We start from the raw sequence: 19,341 nt of genomic DNA on the forward strand, positions 1-19,341 counted from the left end.
GCAAATGTATGGACGAGCCACTCTCCCGCTCCTGCGCAAGCGCGTCCTACTCGCATGACGCTCCGTCACCGCATCACGAAAATCTTGACTGAACCTGTCGACGACACCGGCGCGCGCCCGAACCTGGGGACGCCGTGGCTGCACCCCTGTCGTCCGGGTGCGCGGCCGCTCCCGCCGGCGGGTCTCGATCGCCGCCCTGGCCTGCTACAAGCCTGGTGAATGATCCCGGCTGATCTATCGGCCCGGGCCGGACGACAGTCAGGGCCGGGCCAAAGGCCGCAAGAGCTTCGCTTGGACCGACTACCGAGACCTGATCGTCGCCGCGCACAACCAGCTCGGCGGCCCGATCGTCCTGATCTGGGACAACTGTGAGACTTGCGACGTGCCGCTGGGACCGGAAGCCTGACCCGTGGGACAACTGGCCGCAGTGCCCTGTTTAGGATCTGTCGGTGACCAATCCGGCGCTGGTCGCCACCTGCGTGGCACTGGGCGAGGATCGAGGTGAGGCCGTCTTCACGATGCGCCTGCTCGCCCGCCGGATCCAGAACCTTGGTCAGGAGATCAAGGAGTTGACCCGGCGAATGACCGCAGCTGTCCGGTCCAGCCGGCCCCAGCTCCTGAAGCTCGTCGGCGTCGGCCCCGACAGTGCCGCGGTCCTCCTCTCCGCCGCGGGTGACAACCCGGACCGGCTCACGGACGAGGCGTCGTTCGCCGCATTGTGCGGGGTCAGCCCAGTCGAGCAATCCTCCGGGAAGACCCAGCGGCGACGGCTGAACCGCGGCGGTCACCGGCAGGCCAACGCCGCCCTCTACCGCATCGTCCAGTCCCGCCCGCGCTGGGATGAACGCACCCAGGCCTACCTGCAACGGCGCACCGCCGAGGGCATGTCCAGGCGTGAGATCATCCGCTGTCTGAAGCGCTACGTCGCCCGAGAGCTCTACCGGCACATCCGGCCTTCTGCGAGTCCGGTCACTCCTTCGGCAGTTTGACGAACCATAGGGGCATCCTGAACACCCACCTGATGCCGCCGATGCAGGCGTTCATCCAGGCGAACCAGGACTGGCTGACCGTCTACCAACTGCCGGCGTATGCCCCCGATCTCAACCCGGTCGAGGGGATCTGGTCGCTGCTGCGGCGGGGGTTCCTGGCCAACGTCGCGTTCGCCGACCCGGAGCACCTGGTGCGGACGGTCAGACGAGGGTTACGGAAGGTCCAGTTCCGCCCGCACCTCATTGACGGCTGCCTGACTGGGACCGGGCTGGCCCTTGCCCCACCGTGACCACCGACATCGCGAGTTCAACCTGAGTAACCCAGCGGTGTTCGGGCTTCTCGGGGTCGAAGCGGCAGCCGGCGTCCCACGTCGACCGCTCGTTCTGCCCTCACCTCGACAAGGCCGGTCGGAGCGGCATGGGAGTGCGTTTGGCGGCGTGGCTGACGATGGCCGTCTCGACATGGGTGATGCCCAGGCCGACCAGGTCGCTGGAGAGGAAGCCGTAGAGGGTCGTCAGGTCCGGGAAGTACGCGGCCGCGTGGAGGTTCGAAGGTCCCGAGGTGGCGAAGGCGCCGTGCACCGCGGGGTGGTCGGCCAGCGCCCGGCCGGCGGCGGCCAGATGGTCCGGCGCCACCCGCAGCAGGAACTTGGCTTCGATGGGCAGCCCGAGGCGGCGGGGGTCGACCAGCACCTGGGTGATCAGTCGGCCCTGGGCGGCCATCTGGGCGAGGCGTCGCCGCACCGTGCTCTCCGGGTGGCCGGTGCGCTCGGCCACGGCCACCGCGGGCAGGCGCGCGTCGAGGATGAGGGCGTCGATGAGCTCCTGTTCCAGGGCATCGGTGTCGACGCCGTACGGGCCCGGGGATCCGGTACCGGCCGCCCCGGGGACCGGCTCGCCCGGGCTGAGAGCCTCGCGTTCGGACACCGTCAGCACCTGGTGGCGCCACTCGGAGGTGAGCCGGAAGACGTGCAGGATCGTGGCGCTCTCCAGGGACGTCACCGCCTGGGTGGAGGGCAGTCGGCGGAAGACCAACTGGTCGCGTGAGCCCGGCTCGGTGCGGGCGACCGCGAAGATCTCGTCACCCGACGTGGTGACGTCGATGAAGGGGATGTCCTCGCGCGCCGCGAGCGCGGCCACGATCGTGTCGAGCTTTCCCCGCAGGACCCGGATGCGCAGGAACAGGGCCCCGGCCGAGCCCCCGTTGCGCGGTCGGGCCACCGGTGAGATCACCACGCGCACGGTGCCGTCGGCGCCGAGCGCGTGCAGTCGGCGGCGGACGGTGGCGGGGCTGAGCCCCAGCACCTTGGCCGCCCGCTCCGCGGTGAGGCGGCCGTCCCACTGCAGCGCGGCCACCAGCCGCTGATCCGGGAGGCTCAGTACGGAATTCGTCGATTCGCGCGCCATGAAGGAAAGTTTCGCTCATCCCGTGGCCTCGCGGCGCCCGTTCCGGGGACGACGCCCCAACCATGGAGGTCATCCGCTCCGAGAACGACGGATCCACCACGGAGGTCCACATGCCCGTGTCCAAGGAACAGGACTCCAAGCAACGGGAGCCCAAGCAACAGGAGCCCAGGCAACGGGAGAAAGTACGCTTCGCCAGCGGCGACACCGCGTGCGCCGCCTGGCACTACCCGGGGTCCAACGGCGGCTGCGTGATCATGGCCGGCGGAACCGCGGTGACGAAGGAACCGGCCTCGGACCTGTTCGCCGCCCGGTTCAACGAGGCCGGCTTCGCGGTCCTCGCCTTCGACCACCGACGGTTCGGAGAGAGCGGGGGCACGCCGCGTCAGATCGTCCGCCTCGACGAGCAGATCGCCGACTGGCACGCCGCGATCGAGTACGCCGCCGCGCTGCCCGACGTCGACCCGGACCGGATCTCGCTCTGGGGCTTCTCGCTCGCGGGCGGCCACATCTTCCGCGTCGCGGCCGACCACCCGCGACTGGCCGGCGCGATCGCCCAGACCCCGCTGGTCGACGGCCTCGCGGTCGCTCCCCACGCGCTGCGCTCCATGACGCCCCTCGCGCTGCTGCGGCTCTTCGGGCGCGGTGTCGCGGACGCGCTCGGGGGCCTGCTCGGGCGGGCGCCGCTGCTGGTCCCCGCCGCCGGACCGCGCGGCGCCGTCGCCTCGCTCACCACACCCGACGCGATGGACGGCGACCGGGCCCTCGACCCCGAGCGTCGCCATACGAACTGGGACCAGACGGTCGCCGCACGGATCGCCCTCCAGGTCGGCGGGTACCGGCCCGGCCGCCACGCCTCCCGGATACGGTGCCCGCTGCTGGTGGTCGTCTGCGACCAGGACCGGAGCGTGCTCCCCGGCCCCGCCGTCCGGGCGGCCCGGAACGCGCCGGCGTCCGAGGTGGTCCGGCTGCCCGGCCGCCACTACGCCCCGTTCCTGGAAGCACACGAACAGGCCGTCGAGGCGCAGATCGCGTTCCTGCAGAAGCATCTGGCAACACCAGTCCGGACAGGAGAAAGCACATGATCATGGTCACCGGTGCGACCGGAACCGTCGGTCGCGACGTACTGAGACTGCTGGTGGCGGAGGGAGCCGAGGCGGCGGCAGTCACCCGTGATCCGGCCGCCGGCGGGTTCGCCGACGGTGTCCGGCCGATCGTCGGGGATCCGTCCACGCCGCGGTCGCTGGCGTCGGCGCTGGACGGTGTGGAGGCTCTCCTGCTCAGTCCGCGTGCCGTCGGCGGCGCGAGCGCCGAGCTGCTGGCGCTCGCGGCCGAGCGCGGCGTGCGGCGCGTGGTGGTGTTGTCGGCGGTCACCGTCGAGTACGGCGGCGGGTACCGGCGCTTCGCCGAGGAGTTCGAGCAGGTCGAGGCCGCAGTCAGAGCCTCCGGGTTGCCGTGGACGTTCCTGCGGTGCGCCGACTTCGCCGCCAACGCCCTGGCCTGGGCGCCGCAGATCCGCGCGACCGGCACCGCTCGGGGCGTGTACGGCGATGCGGCCACCTCCCCCATCCACCAGCGGGACATCGCCGAGATCGCCGTCCGGGCGCTGCTGGACGCCGCCCACGCGGGCCGCGCGTACGCGATCACCGGGCCGGAGTCGCTCACCCAGCGCGACAAGGCCCGGCTCATCGGCGAGGCCATCGGCAGGGAGCTGTCGTTCGAGGAGATCTCCCCCCAGGAGCTGCGCCGGGCGCTGCTCGCCCAGGGGCTGCCCGAGGACGTACCCGACCGGCTGATCGGCTACGCGGCCGCATGCCTGGACGAACCGGGCCCGACGACGGACACCGTTGCCCAGCTCCTGGGACGCCCCGCCCGGACCTTCGCCACCTGGGCCGCCGACCACGCGGCCGCCTTCCGCAGCTGAGGCTGTCATGAGGGGGGCTCACGGGTGAGCGTCAGGCCGGGGTCCGCCCACCGAGCAGATCCGGGTCACGGGTGAGGCGGAGGGTGTCGATGTCCACGTAGCGGCGGGAGTTGATCCCCCATTCCAGGTTGCCACGCATCCAGGCCTTCATGCCGTCGGTGAAGGTGCCGACGGCGGCCCGGTCGGCCTCCGGCAGGCCGTGCCAGCTGCCGCAGAGGGTGGTGAGCGACTCCTCGGCGTGCAGGAAGACCTCGATGTCGCGGGCGACCTTGCGGTACACGTGGTCGATGGCATCCTGGATGCCGCAGCGGAGTTCCCGGCTCACCGCGAGCACGCCGTTGGTGACTTCCCCCACGACGAGTTCCTTCTGCAGGGAGAGGACGTCGTTGACCCAGACGACGACGTCGGAGGCCTTGTTGACCATCGTGCGCAGCTGCTCGGACTCGTGGAGCAGGGCGGGTACTTCCAGGCCGGCCGCGTACTCCAGCAGGTCCAGTGAGGGGGTGATGCCGCCGGAGGCGCGGCGCAGCTGGGTGTAGCCGCTGACGGCGGGGACGTGCCGGTGTTCGCGGTTGACCGCCTCGTAGCGGAAGGCGTCCAGGAACTGCCCCATGTGGGTGATGAAGCGCAGCTGCCACTGGATGCTCTGCCGCCCGGCGAGGCGCCGCCACACCTCGGCGAGTTCGTCCACGAGCGGCGGTGCGTCCCCGGCCGGTGACGGTTCGGCGGAACGGAGCGAGAGGGCCGCGAGCATCCGCAGGGTGGCGCGGGTGTGGTCGGCGGCCTCCGCGGAGGCGCAGCCGTCGTACAGGTCGTCGATGACGAAGGCCCAGGTGAACCAACCGGCGAGCGGCGAGAGTCGCTCGGCGCGCAGGTGCGGGTAGCAGCGGGCGATGAGCTCGCCCAGGTGGGTGTCGGCGAGCCGTCGGCGGGCGCGCGGTCCGTCGACCAGGCCGTAGCGGTCGGCCCACTCCAGGATGAGCCGCTCCAACTCCTCCCGGTGCGGGGACATCCGGGGAGGCAGCCGGTACAGGACGTGGTCGGGGTCGGGCAGCAGTCGCAGGTCGAGGGGGACGGTTCGGGGGGTCGTCATGCGGGTGTCGGTCTCCTTCCGGCCGGTTCGTTCCGGTGCGGTTTCACGGGCGCCTGTGCAGCCGTAGGCGCAGCGGGGCCGGGTGGATCACCGTCCACGGGCGGGGCTCGACCAGGTGCGCGGGCAGTGGTCCCGGCAGCGGTTCCAGCCGCCACCGGGAGGTGATGACCGCGACGGCCAGGGTGAGTTCGGTCAGGGAGTAGACGTCACCGATGCACTTGCGGGAGCCGGTGCCGAACGGAACGTAGGCCTGGCGCGGGAGTTCGGCCTGGCGGGCGGGCGACCAGCGGTCGACGTCGAAGCGTTCGGGGTCGGGGTAGAGGTCGGGGCGGTGGTGGAGGAGGTAGGGGGAGAGCAGGACGGCGGTGCCCGGGCGGAGGCGTTCGCCGGCCAGCTCGACGGGCTCGGTGACGGTGCGGCTGTAGAACCAGGCGGACGGGTAGAAGCGGAGCGTCTCCGCCACCACGCGGCGGGCGAGGTCCAGGCGCGTGACGTCCGCCAGGGTGACGCCGGGGGGCGTGACGCCGGGGGGTGTGACGGCGGGGTCGGCGTCGGTGTCGGTGTCGTTCGGGAGGGTCTGGGCGGGGAGGACGGCGCGTGCCTCCTGGGCGACGGCGTCGGCCAGTTCCTCGTCCCGGGAGAGGAAGTGCAGGGCCCAGCCGAGCGCCGAGGCCGAGGTGCCGATGCCGCCGGTGAGCATGGTGACGACCTGGTCGCGCATCTCGCGGTCGGTCAGGCCCTCCTCGACCATCAGCGTGAGCAGGTCGTGATCGCTGTCATCGCCGCTGCCGCTGCCGCTGCCGCTGCCGCGACCGCTACCGCGCCGGCGGTCCTCGATCGCGCCGTCGACCACCTCGTCCACGGTGCGGCAGGCCTGGCGGAAACGGCGGTTGGCCCGCGTCGGCAGCCGGTCGAGCAGCCGGGACGGGGAGCGCATCTGCCGGCCGATGCCCTGGTGGAAGTCCGGGTAGACGGCGGCGATCCGGGCCACCGCGGCGGAGGGGCCGTCCGCGGAGAACATCGTCCGGGTGATGATCCTGGCGATCAACTGATAGGCGTGCTCCTCGACTTCGATCACCCGGCCGTCCGGCCAGCCGCCCGCGGTGGCGTGGATCTCCTCCAGCATCACCGGCAGGTAGCGGGTGAAGGCGTCCGGCCGGAAGGCGGGCTGGAGTTGCCGGCGCTGCCGGCGATGCACGTCGTGGGGTGTGGAGCCCAGCCCGTCGCCCAGGAACCAGCGCAGTTTGTCGAAGAGCGGGCCGCCCTTGTCGAAGTGCCGGGTGTCGGTGAGGACGTGGTGGAACAGGTCGGGGGTGCAGACCATCATCGCGCGCTGCGGTCCGAGCCGGAGCTCCACCAGATCGCCCTGGTCGGCGAGCGAGCGCAGGAACGGCAGCGGATTGCGGAAGAGGGCCGGGACGTGTCCGAGCAGCGGGAGGGCGCCGGCCGCCCGCGCGGCGCGGTGGGCGGTGGTGGTGGTTGCGGTGGGTGCCGTCATGTCTCCCCGTTCGACGCAGGGCGGAAGTCCGGAGGCCGGCGGGGGCGCCCGGCTTCCTGGGGCAGTCAATCTGGCACTCGGCGTCGGGAGTTGAGAAGGCCGGAACCGATCCGAAAATATGTCTTGGGACGGATTTCGGCCGGTGTGACGCATGCTGTCAGGAACATTTGCTCCCGGGGCCCTCAGCGGCGTCGCCCTGCACCTCGCGGGCCGCGTCCCCGGCGGCGCGGGCCGGAAGGCGCTGCTCCAGTGGTGATCGTGCGGTGCGCCCCGTGATGCGTTTCGACGAACTGAAGGCCGCTCCCCGTCACGCGAAATTCACAGACCGACGTCTACTCGCATAGACAACGATGGGCCATCCTGGTGCGATGCCGGCGCCCGAAGCCCGCCCCTCGTTCCCCGGGGAACCGCGGGCGGGGGTGCCGGACGGATAGGTCGGCCCTCGCGCCGGCGCACTGCCGCGTCACAGCACTGCGTACGACCCCGCCGTCCGAGCCGGTTCCGTGGGCCCGGCGCCGGGCTTACCGTCCTCCCGCCGAGGCGCGGCAGGAGGGCAGGAGGGCAGGAGTCGTCGCAGGCACACCATCCTCACCGGGAGATGCAGATGAAGCCACGCACCGCAGCCACCGTCGTCGCCCTGACCGCGGCCGGCCTCGCCGTCTCGGCGCCCACGGCCGGCGCCAGCGGTACCAAGCTGTCGCAGTCGGCGGCCGCCAGTCAGTTCAGCAACGCCGGCATCACGTGGAGCTCCAGTGGGGGCTGCACCACCAGGTCCAACCCCGCCTGTACCTCGTTCGAGCAGATCAACTCGGGCACGGTGAGCGCCGTCATCACCCTCAAGCGGGCCAGCGGCTGCGCCATCAACATCACGGGCGGGACCGAGGTGGGCCACGCCTCCGGCACCTACAGCCACTACAACGGCTACAAGGTCGACATCTCCCGCAGTTCCTGCATCGACGGTTACATCCAGAACAGCTTCACCTACATCGGCTACCGGGGCGACGGCTACCCGCAGTGGAAGGCCGCATCGGGCAACCTGTACTGCAACGAGGGCAACCACTGGGACATCCTCGTGTACTGACACCGACCTCGGGTGGGGCCAGTGCTCGCAGTGGACCAGCCGTGAGCAGACATCCGATCAGCGTCGCCCGCGGGATGGGGCTTCGGCGGGCCCCAGGGCCGGGGCCCGCCGGAGATCGGCGGGGTGGAGAGGGAAGGTTTCCTCCATGTCTCCGCGATCGGCCTGTGGTGATCAGCGGGCTCGGCGCCGGGTCAGATGAATCGCCACAGGTGGTCGCTGGTGCCGTTGTCGTCCCAGAGGACGGTCTGGGCGCCCTGGGCGGTGGAGCCACCGGAGACGCCGAGGACGCGGCCGCTGTTGGCGCACTGGATCCTGAAGGTGTCACCGCCGCCGTGGCGCAGGCGCCACCGGTGGTCGGCGGCGCCGCCATCCGCCCACTGGACGATCCGGGCGCCGTTGGCGGTGCCGCCGTTCTCCACGGCGAGGACCTTGCCGCTGTTGGCGTTGCGCAGGCGCAGGTAGCCGCCGGTGTCGACGACGGCCGTCCAGAGGTGGTCGGCGGTGCCGTTGTCGTCCCACTGGATGGCGAGGCCGCCGTCGGCGGTGGACATGCCCTGCACACCGAGGACCCGCCCGCTGGCGACGTTCTGGATGCGCCTGGCACCGTCGGGGACGAACTGCCACTGGCCGGCTGCGGCGCCGCTGTCGGGCAGTTGTACGGCTGCGGCGCCGTTGGCGGTGGAGCCGCCTTCGATACCGAGCAGCTTGCCGCTGTTGGCGTTCTGGAACTTGTGGTAGCCGTTGCCGGCGTCGACGACGGTCCACCGGTGGTCGGCGGTGCCGGTGTCGGCCCACTGGAGGATCGGGGCGTTGTCGGCGGTGGACATGTCCTGCACGCCGAGGACCTTGCCGCTGTTGACGTTGCGCAGCCGCAGTGCGGTGCCGTCGACGGTGAGGACCCAGTTGTGGTCGGCGGTGCCCGTGTCGGGCCACTGCAGGGCGAGGCCCCCGTCCGCGGTGGACATGTTCCGGATGCCGAGGACGAGTCCGCTGGCCGCGTTGACGAGACGGAAGCCGGCGGAGCTGTCGGTCCGCCAGTAGGCGGTGTAGTTGAAGCCCTGGGCGTCGTGGAACGGGGCGAGACCGACCGTCGCTCCGTCGGCGGTGGCCGTGAAGGTGAGGGCGGTACTGCTGGTCCGGGTGATCGAGGACGGGTCCAGGGCCGGGAGGGAGGACAGCGCGGTGCTGCCGTAGTTGCCGGCCAGGACGACGGGGCCGTAGGTGATCGCGGCGACACCGGGATTGTCGTTGGCGGCCTGGAGGGCCACCCGCATGGGGAGCTTCACGGTGACGGTGTCGCCGGAGGCCCAGGACCGGGTGAGGGTGGCGTAGGTGCCCGGGGTGGCCGTGACGGCCTGGGCGACGCCGTTGACGCTGATGGTGGCGCCGGAGGTCCATCCGGGGATGCGGACGCGCATCGACCAGGTCCCGCCGACGCTGCCGGTGACCTTGAGCGTCGTGGTGTCGTCGGCCGGGTACGAGGTGGTCTGGGTGACGGTGATGCCTCGCTGGGTCCAGTCCAGGACGGAGGGGAGGAACAGGTTCACCGTGAGGGTGGTGCCGTCGTGGAAGTAGATGGAGTCCATCAGCTTGGTGTTGGACTCCATGCCCGTTCCCTGGCAGCACCAGAACGTGCCGTAGTCGGTGCTCCAGGTGCCGCCGCCCCAAGCCGGCCCCTTGCCGCGCCGGGCGCCCGGGTTGAGGGACGTGAAGTAGGTGATGTGTCCGTGCGGGTCGGCCGGGTTCTGGGCGCCGATGACGTGGTTGAGCAGCGCCTTCTCGTAGAAGTCGAAGTACGACGCCCGGTCGGGGGTCAGCTGCCACAGTTCCCGGGTCAGCTTGAGCATGTTGTAGGAGTTGCAGAGTTCGCAGGTGTCGGGGACGAGGTAGCCGGAGATGGCGTTCGCGGCCCGGAAGTGCTCCGCCTGGCTGTTGCCGCCGATGGCATAGGTGTGCGAACCGGTGGTGAACGTCCAGGCGTTGGCGGCGATGTCGCGGTAGCGGGTCGTGCCGGTGGCCTTGTACTCGCGGACGGCTCCGATCCACTTGGGCACCTGCGTGTTGGCGTGCAGGCCGTCGAGCTGGTCCCGGTTCGCGGCGAGCGGGTCGAAGACCGCGGCATGGTCGAACCGCTGGGCGCAGGTCAGCCAGCGTGCGTCGCCGGTCTGTTGGTAGATGTCGGCCAGCACCTCGTTCATGCCGCCGAACTCGGTGCCCATCAACGACTGCATCGTGCTGTAGCCGAGCGGAGCGGTGCGTCGGTCGACCCAGTCGGCGAGCGCGAGGAGCACGTCGCGGGCCTGCGTGTTGCCGATCAGGCGCCACACGTCGAGCAGACCGGCCATGGTCTTGTGGATGCAGTAGTAGGGGACGTTGCCGTTGCTCAGCTTGCCTGCTTCGAGGCCGGCGAAGTCGGCCTCGGGGAAGCCCGAGAGATAGCCGGCGGAGAAGCCCGCGGCGGAGTTGTTGGCCTGGCACTTGGCGAGTTCGGCCACCATCTGGTCGGCCTTGTCACGGCAGGTGGTGTCCCCGAGTGCGGCGTGGGCCTGGGCCCACGCCGAGAGGAAGTGGCCCTGCACGTGAGTGCGGAAGGGGAACGCCGGGTCGTCCCAGCCTCCGGTCGGGGCTGCGGCGTTGGTGGAGAGCCGGTGGTTGGCGCGGAAGTTGTACAGCAGGCGGTCGACGTCGACGAAGCGGAGGTAGGCCAGGGTGCGGTTCTGGTTGTCGAGCCATCGACTGCTGGTGAGCGTGACCTGACCCAGGTCGAACGGCACCGTCGACACTCCGACGTCCGACCTGACCGGGGATGTCTGCGCCGCGGCGGAGACGGGGCTGAGGACAGGGTCGGCAGCTACGGCCACGGCCACAGCGCTCGTCGCCTTGATCACGGTGCGGCGGCTGAAGGGATGAGCCGGCATGGCGAACTCCTTGGTCCGTGGAAGACGTCGGGGACTGGGGCCGGTGGCAGTGCGGGAGTGCTGACGGCGACGCGGGTCCCTTCGAGCGGGTCGCGTCACGTTCGCTGCCTTCCCCGGCCGTCATGGCCTGTGGGGGGACGCAGCCGTATCCCTGTGCGTGGGCATGCGTCACCGGCCCTGGATTTCGGGGCGGCATCCGCCTGATGACATGAGTGTTAACGCTCACAATTTGCGTGTCAATACTTTTGTCGGTGAGCGGTCGAGACGTTCTCGCCGACCCGTCGTACCGGAAGGCGACCGACCGATCGCCACCGGGATGCGGACCGCACTCGCATCCGTGAAACGCGCGCGCCACTCGTCACCGGTCTCGACCCTCAGCTCCGACCATCGATCCGGACGGACGGCGAGTCGACCGAGACGTGCCGGTCGATGTCGGGCGCTCGCACATCCCTGGACACGATCGGGGCGCCGGGTCTATAAACGTGGAACTCACCCTCACTCCACCGCTGTTCTGCTGCCAGCATTTTGTTAGCGCTAACACTTCGCAGCCGTCTCCCTCCCCCACCCGAGCCGCTTGCTCAAGGATGACGAGGCCCCCCATGCACAGTCCTGGTTTCAACCGCAGACGTCCGCCTGCGGCGCTCGCCGCCGCGGTTGCGGTCCTGGCGGCATTGGCCGCACTGGCCGCGATGCTCGTCGCCGGCCCGGCTCAGGCGGCCACCGCCGGCGCCGTGCGCGGTACGGGTTCCGGTCGGTGTCTCGACGTCCCGGGCGCCGGCCAGACCGACGGCACGTTCCTGCAGATCTGGGACTGCACTGGCGGGACCAACCAGCAGTGGACGTCGACGGACAGCAACCAGCTGACCATGTACGGCAACAAGTGCCTGGATGTCCCGGGCCACGCCACCACGGCCGGTACCCGGGTGGAGATCTGGTCCTGTAGCGGCGCCGCGAACCAGCAGTGGCGGGTGAACTCCGACGGCACGATCGTCGGCGTGGAATCCGGGCTGTGCCTGGACGTCTCGGGCGCCGGCACGGCCAACGGCACGGCGGTGCAGCTCTGGAACTGCACCGGCGCCGGCAACCAGAAGTGGACCGGCCTGTCCGGGACGGGCAGCACATGCTCTCTTCCGTCGACATACCGGTGGACCTCGACTGGTCCGTTGGCACAGCCGACGAACGGGGCGGTCGCGCTGAAGGACTTCACCACCACGACGTACAACGGCAAGCACCTGGTCTACGCGACGACCTCTGACGGATCGTCGTGGGGCTCGATGGGGTTCAGCCCCTTCACGAACTGGTCGGACATGGCGTCGGCCGGCCAGACCGGGATGAGCCAGTCCGCGGTGGCGCCCCAGGTGTTCTACTTCGCTCCCAAGAACGTCTGGGTGCTCGCCTCACTGGGGTGGGGTACCGCCTGGCCCTTCACCTACCGCACGTCCAGCGACCCCACCAACCCCAACGGCTGGTCCGCGCCGCAGGCGCTGTTCACCGGCAGCTTCCCCACCGGCGTCACCGGCAGCCCGATCGACCCGACGCTGATCGCCGACGACCAGAACATCTACCTGTTCTTCGCCGGTGACAACGGCAGCATCTACCGGGCGAGCATGCCGATCGGGAACTTCCCGGGCAACTTCGGCTCCACCTACACGACGGTCATGAGCGACACGGTGAAGAACCTGTTCGAGGCGCCGCAGGTCTACAAGGTCCAGGGCCAGAACCAGTACCTCATGATCGTCGAGGCCCGGGGTGCGAACGAGCAGCGCTACTTCCGCTCGTTCACGGCCTCCAGCCTCAGCGGCGCGTGGACCCCGCAGGCCGGCACCGAGAGCAACCCCTTCGCCGGCAAGGCCAACAGCGGCGCCACCTGGACCAACGACATCAGCCACGGTGACCTGGTCCGCAACAACCCCGACCAGACCATGACCATCGACCCCTGCAACCTGCAGCTCCTCTACCAGGGCTACGCCCCCAACACGCCGACGAACACCACCTACCTGCAACTGCCGTACCGGCCGGGCGTCCTCACCCTGCAGCGCTGACCCGCACCCTGCAGCGCTGACCCGCCCCGATCCACAGTGATCGCGATGCGGTGCGGTCCGCCGACGCGTGGACGAGCGGTTCACGGCGTGGGTGACTCCACCTGCTGACCGATACTCACCGCCCTGAGGAACCCCAGCCGCGCGTCGGCTGGGGTTCCTCTCCTTCGTGGGGCCCGTCCAACCGACGGCTCTGTCCCCTTTTATCGGACTGGCGATCACCCGCGAGGGCGTCCCGGTCCGCTGCTGGACCTGGCCCGGCAACACCAGCGGCGCTACCGTGCCGATGGCCGAAGATGAGCGGCCTCCAGGCCCAGGAACAGCCCCTGACCAGGCCTTATCCCTCACGGAGTCGTGGACGCAGAACCCCCGGCGGCACCTCACGCCCATTCTTCCCAGGTCAACCCCCACGTTGAGCCCGCCCTTGGGCCTGCCGACTGTCGAACTCGGGCGGCTCGTCGAGTGGTCGACGAGGCCGACAGCACAGCCCGGGAAACCACTCCGACACATCGGGGTAACGGTTCGAAACCGGTCTCTTGACGTGCCTGTTGTTAGCGTTAACACTCAGGCAACGTAACCCGAGAGCAGCTGGCTCGGCAGCATTCGGCGCACCACTGGAGGAACTGTGCGTAAGGCAATAGCGGGACTCGCCACGGCGGCACTCGCCCTGACGCTGTCGGCCTGCGGGCAGAGCAGCAACGGCGTCGGCGACGGTGCCGCCAAGAGTGCCGACGCCAAGGGCGGCACCATCGGCATCGCGATGCCGACCAAGTCGTCGGAGCGCTGGATCAACGACGGTAACAACATGGTCAAGCAGTTCCAGGCCCAGGGCTACAAGACGGACCTCCAGTACGGCGACAACGTCGTCGAGAACCAGGTCTCGCAGCTCGAGAACATGATCACCAAGGGCGACAAGCTCCTGGTGGTCGCGGCGATCGACGGTGCGGCACTCACCGACGTGCTGCAGAAGGCCGCCGACGCGAAGATCCCGGTGATCTCGTACGACCGCCTGATCCGTGGCACCAAGAACGTCGACTACTACGCGACCTTCGACAACTTCAAGGTCGGCGTCCTGCAGGCCACCTACATCGCCGACCAGCTCGGGCTGAAGGACGGCAAGGGCCCGTTCAACATCGAGCTCTTCGCCGGCTCGCCGGACGACAACAACGCGGGCTTCTTCTTCAACGGCGCGATGAGCGTGCTCAAGCCGTACATCGACTCGAAGAAGCTGGTGGTCCAGAGTGGCCAGACCGAGTTCAACCAGGTCGCCACGCAGCGCTGGGACGGCGGGGTCGCGCAGTCCCGGATGGACAACCTGCTGAGCAAGTCGTACACCTCCGCGCACGTGGACGCCGTCCTCTCGCCGTACGACGGCATCTCGATCGGCATCCTGTCCTCGCTCAAGGGCGTCGGCTACGGCGGTACCGGCAAGGCACTGCCGATCGTGACCGGCCAGGACGCCGAGCTGGCCTCGGTGAAGTCGATCATCGCGGGTGAGCAGACCGAGACCGTCTACAAGGACACCCGTGAGCTGGCCAAGGTCACGGTGCAGATGGCCAACGCCGTGCTGACCGGTGGCAAGCCCGAGGTCAACGACGAGAAGCAGTACAACAACGGCGTCAAGGTCGTGCCGGCCTACCTGCTCGACCCGGTGAGCGTCGACAAGGCGAACTACCAGAAGGTGCTGGTGGACGGCGGCTACTACACCGCCGACCAGCTCAAGTAGCCTGTCGGCCCGAACCCGGGCCACACCCCGAGCCGGCGGAGCCGGCGGCGGACCGCCCCGACCGATCCCGCCGCCGGCCCCGCCCCCAAGCGAACGGATGCACCACATGGCCGGACCCGTCCTCGAGATGCGTTCGATCAGCAAGTCCTTCCCCGGCGTCAAGGCCCTCTCGGACGTGAACCTCACCGTCGCGCCGGGTGAGGTGCACGCCATCTGCGGCGAGAACGGCGCCGGTAAGTCGACCCTGATGAAGGTCCTCAGCGGCGTCCACCCGCACGGGTCCTACGACGGGGAGATCCTCTTCGAGGGCGAGCCCTGCGCCTTCAAGGACATCAGGGCGAGCGAACACCGCGGAATCGTCATCATCCACCAGGAACTCGCCCTGGTCCCCTACCTCTCGATCGCCGAGAACATCTTCCTCGGCAACGAGCACTCCCGCCGGGGGATCATCGACTGGAACCGGGCTCTCGGCCATGCGAAGGAGTTGCTCGCGCGGGTCGGCCTGCCCGAGCACCCGCAGACCAGGGTCGCCGACATCGGCGTGGGCAAGCAGCAGCTGGTGGAGATCGCCAAGGCGCTCGCCAAGCAGGTCAAGCTGCTCATCCTGGACGAGCCCACCGCCGCGCTCAACGACGAGGACAGCCGCAAGCTCCTCGACCTGATCCTCGAGTTCAAGGCGCAGGGCATCTCCTGCATCATCATCTCGCACAAGCTCAACGAGATCGCGCGGGTCGCCGACGCCGTCACCATCCTGCGCGACGGCCGGACCATCGAGACCATCCAGGTCGGCGAGGAGGGCATCGCCGAGGACCGGATCATCCGTGGGATGGTCGGCCGCGACCTCGACCACCGCTTCCCCGAGCGCGAGCCGTACACGGGCGAGGACGCGGGGGAGATCGCCTTCGCGATCGACGACTGGACGGTGTTCCACCCGATCGACCAGCACCGCAAGGTGGTCGACGGTGTCTCGATCAACGTGCGGCGCGGCGAGATCGCCGGCATCGCAGGCCTGATGGGCGCCGGCCGGACCGAGTTGGCGATGAGCGTCTTCGGGCGCTCGTACGGCCGGTACGCCGGCGGCCGGGTCGAGCTGAACGGCAAGGAGATCCGCACCCGGACCGTCCCCGAGGCGATCAAGCACGGCCTCGCGTACGTCACCGAGGACCGCAAGCACTTCGGGCTGAACCTGATGGACAGCATCGGCCGGAACATCTCGCTCAGCGCGCTGGGCAAGGTCTCGAAGCGCGGGATCGTCGACGAGTACGCGGAGTCCCGGGTCGCCGAGTCCTACCGCAAGAGCATGAACATCAAGGCCCCGTCGATCTTCGCGGCCACCGGCAAGCTCAGCGGCGGCAACCAGCAGAAGGTGGTGCTGAGCAAGTGGATCTTCTCGGCGCCCGAGGTGCTGATTCTCGACGAGCCCACCCGGGGCATCGACGTCGGCGCGAAGCACGAGATCTACACGGTCATCGGTGAGTTGGCGGCGCAGGGCAAGGCGATCCTGATGATCTCCTCCGAACTGCCCGAGCTCCTCGGCATGTGCGACCGCGTCTACACCATGGCCGAGGGCCGGCTGACCGGCGAGGTCCAGCGGGCGGACGCCACACAGGAATCACTCATGCGCCTCATGACCAGGGGCAAGGCGCCCGACATCGAGCAGGGAACTACCGAATGAGCGACGTGAAGACCGAAGAAAGCCTGCGCCCCGCGCCCACCGCGCCGGCCCCGGGCGACGGCACCCCCGGCACGCTCGGCCTGCTGGTGCAGGCCGTGCGCGGCAACCTCCGCCAGTACGGCATGCTGGTCGCCCTCGCCCTGATCGTGGTGCTGTTCCAGTTCTGGACCGACGGCATCCTGCTCAAGCCGCTCAATGTCACCAACCTGATCCAGCAGAACAGCTACATCCTGATCCTGGCGATCGGCATGATGATCGTCATCATCACCGGGCACATCGACCTCTCGGTCGGCTCGCTGGCGGCGTTCGTCGGCGCGGCGGCCGCGGTGATGATGGCCAAGGACCACATCTCCTGGCCGGTGGCCCTGGTAGCGGCACTGCTCATCGGCGCGGCGGCCGGCGCCTGGCAGGGCTTCTGGATCGCGTACATCGGCATACCGTCGTTCATCGTCACGCTTGCCGGGATGCTGCTCTTCCGGGGCGGCACGCAGATCCTGCTCCAGGGCCAGTCGGTGGCGCCGTTCCCGAAGGGCTTCCAGAAGATCAGCAGCGGGTTCCTGCCCGAGGTCGGTCCGCAGACCAACTACCACAACCTGACTCTGCTGCTCGGCCTGGCCGTCCTGGCCGTCTCCCTGCTGCAGGAGGTGCGCGGCCGCCGCCAGGCGCAGCGCCACGGCCTGGAGCCGCTGCCGGTCGGGCTCTTCCTGGCGAAGTGCGCGGCGATCACCGCCGCCGTCGTCGTCTTCACCCTGCTGCTCGCGAGCTACCACGGCTTTCCGATCGTGCTGCTGATCCTGGGCGTGCTGCTGGTGGCGTTCGGCTACCTGATGCGCAACTCCATCCTGGGCCGGCACACGTACGCCATCGGCGGCAACCAGGCGGCGGCGAAGCTGTCGGGTGTGAAGAGCAAGCGCGTCGTCTTCCTGGTCTTCGTCAACATGGGCGTCCTCGCGGCGCTGGCGGGCATGGTCTACGCGGCCCGGTTGAACGCGGGAACGCCGAACGCCGGTATCAACTTCGAGCTGGAGGCGATCGCGGCCGCGTTCATCGGCGGGGCCTCGGCCAGCGGCGGTGTCGGCACGGTGTTCGGTGCGATCGTCGGTGGCCTGGTGCTGGGTGTGCTGAACAACGGCATGTCGCTGGTGGGCATCGGTACCGACTACCAGCAGGTCATCAAGGGTCTGGTGCTGCTGGCCGCCGTCGGTTTCGACGTCTGGAACAAGCGCAAGAGCGGATCCTGAACCCTCCCCGCACGGCACTGTGCCCGCCTCTCGTGTGAGGGGCGGGCACAGTGCCGTGCGCGGGCAGGGCCGGGTGCGGGCGCCGGGCTGTCCGGACTACGCCCGGCTGCGAGCGGGTGCGGGCGCGGTGCTCAGGCGGACCACCATCTCCGGGGCCACCAGGACGCTGCCGGGTGCGCCCGAGCGGTTGTCCGGGGTGTCGTCGAGCTGGGCGACGAGGAGCTCGAGCCCGCGTCGGCCGAGCCCGCCGAAGTCCTGGCGGACCGTGGTCAGCGGCGGCACCAGATAGGACGCCTCCGGGATGTCGTCGAAACCGACCACGCTGATGTCCTCGGGCACCCGGCGGCCCGCCTCGTGCAGCGCCCAGAGCAGGCCGAGCGCCATGTGGTCGTTCGCGCAGAACACCGCCGTGACGTCCGGGTCCGCTGCCAGCTGCCGGCCGGCCTCGTACCCCGAACGGGAGCTCCAGTCGCCGGGCAGCGGGCGGGGTGCGGCCACGCCGGCATCGGCGAGCGTGGCGGACCAGCTCTCGGCGCGGTGCCGGGCCTCCAGCCAGCTCGGTGGGCCCGAGACGTGGTGCACCGTGCGGTGCCCGAGATCGAGCAGGAACCGCGTCGCCGCCCTGGCGCCTGCGATGTTGTCCGCGGCCACCGTGGGCACCCGGACCTGGCCGGACGTACCGAGGCGAACGACCGGGACGCTCACCGAGATGTGGGCCAGCGGGTCCGCCGCGGAGGTCTGGGGCGCGATCAGCACGATGCCCTCGACGCCCTGGTCGCGCAGGCGGTCGACGGCCTCCTGTACCGATCGGGCGTCCAGTGCGCGCGGCGAGACGATGCTGATGTAGTAGCCCGCCGCGCGAGCGGCCCGCTCGATGCCGTAGAGCATCGAGGCCGGGCCGAACAGCGTGGTGTCGAAGCTCACCACGCCGAGCATGTTCGACTTCCGGGTGACCAGCGTGCGGGCTGCCGAGTTCGGGCGGTAGCCCAGCTCCCGGATCGCCGAGAGCACGCGGTCGCGGGTGGCCGGGCGCACGTTCGGGTGATCGTTGAGAACCCGGGAGACGGTCTGGTGCGAGACTCCGGCCAGCGCCGCGACGTCGGCCATCACCGGCTGGCGGGGCCCGGCGGCAGCGGCCTCCTCCGACCTGCCCTGTCGACCTGCGGCGGTGCTCATGATCTCCGCTCCGTCCTGAGTTTGTGGATCACTCTCACGAGCCTACCGAGAGCGCGGGCGCGCTCCGGTTGGCGCCCCGGCACCGGCGCCGCCGGCCAGGCAACCGTCACAGCTCGCAGCGGCCGACGACACGCCGCGCCTCCGCACCGGGTGGGTGTGCGGAGGCGCGGCCGGTCGTCAGCCGACGGTGAGGACGGTGACCGAGTACGGCGGGAAGGCGCGCGTGAAGGAGCTGCCGAGCCCGGTCCTCGCACCACTCCGGGTACTCGAGCAGTCCAACCGGATGGACGAGGGCTTCAGCGCCTTGAGTTGTCGAGCTTCACCCAGGCGGACACCGAGAACGACTTCGAGGTGTCCACCACGGGTGCGGCGATGTCCGCGTCGGCGGTGGAGGATCCGGTCAGGCCCAGGCTGTGCGAGCCGACCTGGCCGACGGTGTGGGTCGCGCCCGACCCGAGTGTCGCGGTGTGCGCGTTCACCGGATTCTGATCCGGTGGCGCATGGGGATCCCTTGCTGGTGGGTGGCAAAGGGAAGGTGCCATGGCGCCGGTCCTGCGGGCGCCATGGCACCGGTGGT

13 protein-coding genes and 3 pseudogenes are annotated in these 19,341 nt (G+C 69.9%); 10 read left to right on the top strand and 6 right to left on the bottom strand.

From position 1 onward, the window contains the following. Positions 1-97 precede the first annotated feature (97 nt). From ACZ52J_RS28510 to ACZ52J_RS28520, 3 pseudogenes are all read left to right on the top strand, one after another. Positions 98-367 (top strand): annotated as a pseudogene (locus ACZ52J_RS28510) (IS630 family transposase); the annotation flags it as partial. Between the two features lie 82 nt (positions 368-449). Beyond that, a pseudogene (locus ACZ52J_RS28515) lies at positions 450-989 on the top strand (transposase); the annotation flags it as partial. 17 nt (positions 990-1,006) lie between these two features. Then, positions 1,007-1,279 (top strand): annotated as a pseudogene (locus ACZ52J_RS28520) (transposase); the annotation flags it as partial. 100 nt (positions 1,280-1,379) lie between these two features. Here the strand turns inward: ACZ52J_RS28520 and ACZ52J_RS28525 are convergent. Further along, positions 1,380-2,396 (bottom strand): Lrp/AsnC family transcriptional regulator, encoded by a 1,017-nt coding sequence (locus ACZ52J_RS28525; protein ID WP_465622786.1) that lies wholly within the window; start codon positions 2,394-2,396, stop codon positions 1,380-1,382. A gap of 110 nt (positions 2,397-2,506) precedes the next feature. Here ACZ52J_RS28525 and ACZ52J_RS28530 point away from each other — a divergent pair, with 110 nt between their 5' ends. Both ACZ52J_RS28530 and ACZ52J_RS28535 read left to right on the top strand, forming a co-directional pair. Then, positions 2,507-3,478 (top strand): alpha/beta hydrolase, encoded by a 972-nt coding sequence (locus ACZ52J_RS28530; protein WP_465622788.1) that lies wholly within the window; start codon positions 2,507-2,509, stop codon positions 3,476-3,478. Continuing rightward, a complete protein-coding gene (locus ACZ52J_RS28535; protein WP_465622790.1) occupies positions 3,475-4,317 on the top strand; it encodes an NAD(P)H-binding protein in 843 nt (280 codons plus the stop codon). Before ACZ52J_RS28530 ends, ACZ52J_RS28535 begins: the two co-directional genes overlap by 4 nt. A gap of 31 nt (positions 4,318-4,348) precedes the next feature. Here ACZ52J_RS28535 and ACZ52J_RS28540 read toward each other — a convergent pair whose 3' ends face one another. Further along, positions 4,349-5,410 carry a terpene synthase family protein gene (locus ACZ52J_RS28540; RefSeq protein ID WP_465622792.1) on the bottom strand — a complete coding sequence of 354 codons (1,062 nt, stop codon included), beginning with the start codon at positions 5,408-5,410 and terminating at the stop codon, positions 4,349-4,351. Positions 5,411-5,453: 43 nt separating this feature from the next. After that, entirely contained in the window at positions 5,454-6,908 is a 1,455-nt protein-coding gene (locus ACZ52J_RS28545; protein ID WP_465622793.1) for a cytochrome P450, read from the bottom strand. A gap of 604 nt (positions 6,909-7,512) precedes the next feature. Between ACZ52J_RS28545 and ACZ52J_RS28550 the strand changes: the two genes are divergently transcribed. Beyond that, positions 7,513-7,989, top strand: a complete 477-nt coding sequence (locus ACZ52J_RS28550; RefSeq protein WP_465622795.1) for a hypothetical protein — start codon at positions 7,513-7,515, stop codon at positions 7,987-7,989. Between the two features lie 191 nt (positions 7,990-8,180). Here the strand turns inward: ACZ52J_RS28550 and ACZ52J_RS28555 are convergent, their stop codons facing one another. Next, entirely contained in the window at positions 8,181-10,907 is a 2,727-nt protein-coding gene (locus ACZ52J_RS28555; protein WP_465622796.1) for a beta-L-arabinofuranosidase domain-containing protein, read from the bottom strand. A 599-nt stretch (positions 10,908-11,506) separates the two neighbouring features. Between ACZ52J_RS28555 and ACZ52J_RS28560 the strand changes: the two genes are divergently transcribed. The 4 genes from ACZ52J_RS28560 (at position 11,507) to mmsB (ending at position 17,588) form a co-directional block, all read left to right on the top strand. After that, positions 11,507-12,949, top strand: a complete 1,443-nt coding sequence (locus tag ACZ52J_RS28560) for a non-reducing end alpha-L-arabinofuranosidase family hydrolase (RefSeq protein WP_465622798.1) — start codon at positions 11,507-11,509, stop codon at positions 12,947-12,949. A gap of 622 nt (positions 12,950-13,571) precedes the next feature. Beyond that, positions 13,572-14,672, top strand: coding sequence for a multiple monosaccharide ABC transporter substrate-binding protein (gene chvE / locus ACZ52J_RS28565; RefSeq protein ID WP_360501618.1), 1,101 nt, complete (start codon positions 13,572-13,574; stop codon positions 14,670-14,672). A gap of 106 nt (positions 14,673-14,778) precedes the next feature. Beyond that, a complete protein-coding gene (mmsA, locus tag ACZ52J_RS28570) occupies positions 14,779-16,347 on the top strand; it encodes a multiple monosaccharide ABC transporter ATP-binding protein (RefSeq protein ID WP_465622799.1) in 1,569 nt (522 codons plus the stop codon). After that, a complete protein-coding gene (gene mmsB / locus ACZ52J_RS28575; RefSeq protein ID WP_465622800.1) occupies positions 16,344-17,588 on the top strand; it encodes a multiple monosaccharide ABC transporter permease in 1,245 nt (414 codons plus the stop codon). The genes mmsA and mmsB overlap by 4 nt, the downstream gene beginning before the upstream one ends. Before the next feature lie 96 nt (positions 17,589-17,684). Here the strand turns inward: mmsB and ACZ52J_RS28580 are convergent, their stop codons facing one another. Both ACZ52J_RS28580 and ACZ52J_RS28585 read right to left on the bottom strand, forming a co-directional pair. Then, positions 17,685-18,764 (bottom strand): LacI family DNA-binding transcriptional regulator, encoded by a 1,080-nt coding sequence (locus ACZ52J_RS28580; RefSeq protein ID WP_360501626.1) that lies wholly within the window; start codon positions 18,762-18,764, stop codon positions 17,685-17,687. Positions 18,765-19,060: 296 nt separating this feature from the next. Beyond that, complete coding sequence (locus ACZ52J_RS28585; RefSeq protein ID WP_465622802.1) at positions 19,061-19,243, bottom strand: hypothetical protein; 183 nt, start codon at positions 19,241-19,243, stop codon at positions 19,061-19,063. Between the last annotated feature and the right edge of the window lie 98 nt (positions 19,244-19,341).

The sequence above is a fragment of the Kitasatospora sp. NPDC034035 genome (assembly GCF_055575755.1).